Source organism: Microcystis sp. LE19-10.1B, from assembly GCF_027530565.1.
Taxonomy (GTDB): domain Bacteria; phylum Cyanobacteriota; class Cyanobacteriia; order Cyanobacteriales; family Microcystaceae; genus Microcystis; species Microcystis aeruginosa.
Genome location: NZ_JAPZQM010000264.1, coordinates 1 through 2,934, shown reverse-complemented (window position 1 = coordinate 2,934; position 2,934 = coordinate 1). Strand labels below are relative to the sequence as shown.

The following is a 2,934-nucleotide window of genomic DNA, read 5'->3' as shown; positions in this document are numbered from 1 at the left end:
AAACTATACCGATATTTTCTAGGTGTCGATAGCCTTGAATACAGGTTCCTTGTAGGTTCAAAAATTTGTCAAGTATCATAAGTAAAATAATCTCGTTTTTGGCTATTATATCAAATCTTAACTCAATTGTCTATCTTTTGGCATTAACCTGTTTGTGCTTTAAGTCGTTCCCTGTATGGATTTCAGCTACTTTTGAGCTTAGGTACTCTCATCGAATTTTATTTTAAGTTAATTATTTGCATAACAATTCCCGAAGAGCCAAATCGGTAAAACCCTACACCCCACACCCCACACCCTGCCCCCACCAACAAACTTTTTCAGCAGACCCTAAATAATACTTTTCGACAACGGGTTTTCCGGTTAGTGAGAGAGAGTCTATCGTTCTCTAAAAAAATGGAGAATCACCTTGGGTATCCCTTTGGTATTTTATCCATGACTACAATACCCAAGGAAGTAAAGGTTAAGCCGTCATCACTACTTCTGAATCAGCACCAAATTAGGTTACACTTCATCTTGATGAGAAACGCCCTCAAGGAGCAGCGAGTCTCATAATCGCTACAATAATAGATAAAATCCTAATTGCGAGGAAAGCCTATCGATACCATCTTCGGCAATACCCAGGGACTGAAAGCCAGTCAGATGAAACAGCTACAAAGGCTGTACCATGAACGCTTGCCTATTGATACTCTCACCACCCCAGAATTCGCCCAAAGACTGGCGGCTATCAGTACCGATATCCATCAACCCCTCTGCACCTATATCAACCGTCGCGGCCAGGTAATTCGTGTGGGAGTGGGAACCCCCCGACAAACCCAATTTTCTCTCTTGGAACTACCCCGCTACGGTTCCGAACGTCTTTGCGGAATTCGTTGTATCGCCACGGAACTCAAGCAGGAACCGCCAAAAGAATCCAGTTTAACCGCCATGGCTTTGCAAAGATTAGACGCGCTGGTGATCTTAACATTAACCGGTACAGGCATGATCCGTCGCGGTGGTGGGGCGACCGGTTATGTGGAGCAAGTCTATCTGGCGCATCTCATACCACAAAGTCAAACAAATGTCAATAGTAATATATACTGGTCTGTCTCCCCTCCCTTAAATCTAGAGGATTTAAGCAAACAGGACTTTTTAGAGTTAGTGGAAGGACTAGAGGCGGAGTTTCAGCGAGAATTTACCGCTATAACCGTTGATAAAGCCGAAGATCGGGTACTATTGGTTGGTTTGATCACCGACGATATCAGCGATCGCCAGTTTGAGGACGGTTTAAGTGAATTAGAGCGTTTAGTTGATACCGCCGGGGGTAAAGTTTTGCAAGTCACCCGACAAAAACGGGATCATCCCCATCCTCAAACAGTGATCGGTTCGGGAAAAGTGGCAGAAATCGCCCTACAGGTGCAAACTTCGGGGGCTAATTTAGTTGTATTCAATCGCGACCTTTCTCCCGCCCAAATTCGCAATCTAGAGAACCAAATCGGGGTGAGAGTGGTCGATCGCACCGAGGTAATCCTGGATATTTTCGCCCAACGGGCCCAATCGCAAGCGGGTAAACTACAGGTAGAATTAGCCCAATTAGAATACACTTTACCCCGTCTCACCGGGCGCGGATTAGCTATGTCGAGATTAGGGGGAGGAATTGGCACTCGCGGACCGGGGGAGACAAAATTAGAAACAGAACGCCGAACTATTCAACGTCGTTTATCCCGTCTCCAGGATGAGGTGGATCAACTGCAAGCTCATCGTTCCCGTTTACGCAAACAACGGCAAAAACAAGATGTAGCCAGTGTGGCGATCGTCGGCTACACCAATGCGGGAAAATCTACTTTAATTAATGCTCTCACCGCTGCCGAAGTTTATACCGCCGATCAACTGTTTGCTACCCTCGATCCCACCACCCGACGCTTAACTATTACCGATCCCCTCACCCAAGTCTCTCACACCCTGTTACTAACCGATACGGTGGGTTTTATCCACGAATTACCCCCCTCGCTGGTGGATGCTTTTCGGGCAACTTTAGAGGAAGTAACGGAAGCAGACGCATTACTCCATCTGGTGGATCTCTCCCATCCAGCTTGGGAAAGTCAGATTGCCTCGGTGTTAAAAATCCTCTCGGAGATGCCGATTCAAACTGGTCCAATGTTAATGGTGTTTAATAAGTTGGATCAGGTAAAAAGCGACGATTTGGAAATAGCTAAGGAAAAATATCCCCAAGCTGTTTTTATCTCGGCTATTCGTCGCCTAGGATTGGAAACTTTAAAACAAAAGTTAATCGATTTAATTGCTTAAGTATAGCAGTAAGCTGTCAGTATTCAGGAGACAGGAGACAGGAGTTAGGAGTCAGTATTCAGGAGTCAGGAGATTATTTTTATTTATTCTTACCACTTCCTAATTCCCACTTCCTAATTCCCACTTACCACTTCCTAATTTATAATTTATAATTCCCACTTCCTAATTCCTAATTTATAATTCCCACTTCCCACTCTCCCATACCTTTTAAACAGGATTTTGTATCAGTTATTCAGTTATTATAACTATCATCTATTAGCCCCAAGATAAATTAACTCGGTATCGGGACGCTTACCAAAGATTTTTTCGGAATAGTGTAAAAGCTCATCATTTTTGATTAACTTCAAAAACTCGTCATTGTCAAGAAATAGTTTCCAGCGATTAGTCACATCCATCTGTTGAGCATTGCCAGTAAAGTTCTGCTTTTCAAAGGAACTGCCACCACCATAACTACTAACATAATTTAAGCCAGCATCAGAAAACTCTAGATTAAGAGCGGCGGAAATTTCTGGCTCTTCGGTAATTGTTATGCAATGGACGGGGGTTATAAGGGATGGAACCCTTATATAGAAAGGCATTTAGCGATTTTTGTCAATTGTTTTTTATCTAGAGCGAACTAATCAATTAAGTCTCTTGCCAGATAAAGATTTA

The 2,934-nt window shown here is 43.5% G+C and carries 2 protein-coding genes and 1 pseudogene; 2 read left to right on the top strand and 1 reads right to left on the bottom strand.

The annotated features are described in order from the left end of the window. Nucleotides 1-321 precede the first annotated feature (321 nt). Together O9332_RS09565 and hflX are read left to right on the top strand one after the other, a co-directional pair. Nucleotides 322-464: pseudogene (locus tag O9332_RS09565) on the top strand (IS1 family transposase); the annotation flags it as partial. Nucleotides 465-579: 115 nt separating this feature from the next. Next, on the top strand, nucleotides 580-2,283 hold the full coding sequence (gene hflX / locus O9332_RS09560) for a GTPase HflX (RefSeq protein WP_002760690.1): 1,704 nt from the start codon (nucleotides 580-582) through the stop codon (nucleotides 2,281-2,283). 248 nt (nucleotides 2,284-2,531) lie between these two features. On the opposite strand, the gene O9332_RS09555 is transcribed toward hflX, so the two are convergent. Further along, on the bottom strand, nucleotides 2,532-2,861 hold the full coding sequence (locus O9332_RS09555; protein WP_002760692.1) for a hypothetical protein: 330 nt from the start codon (nucleotides 2,859-2,861) through the stop codon (nucleotides 2,532-2,534). Between the last annotated feature and the right edge of the window lie 73 nt (nucleotides 2,862-2,934).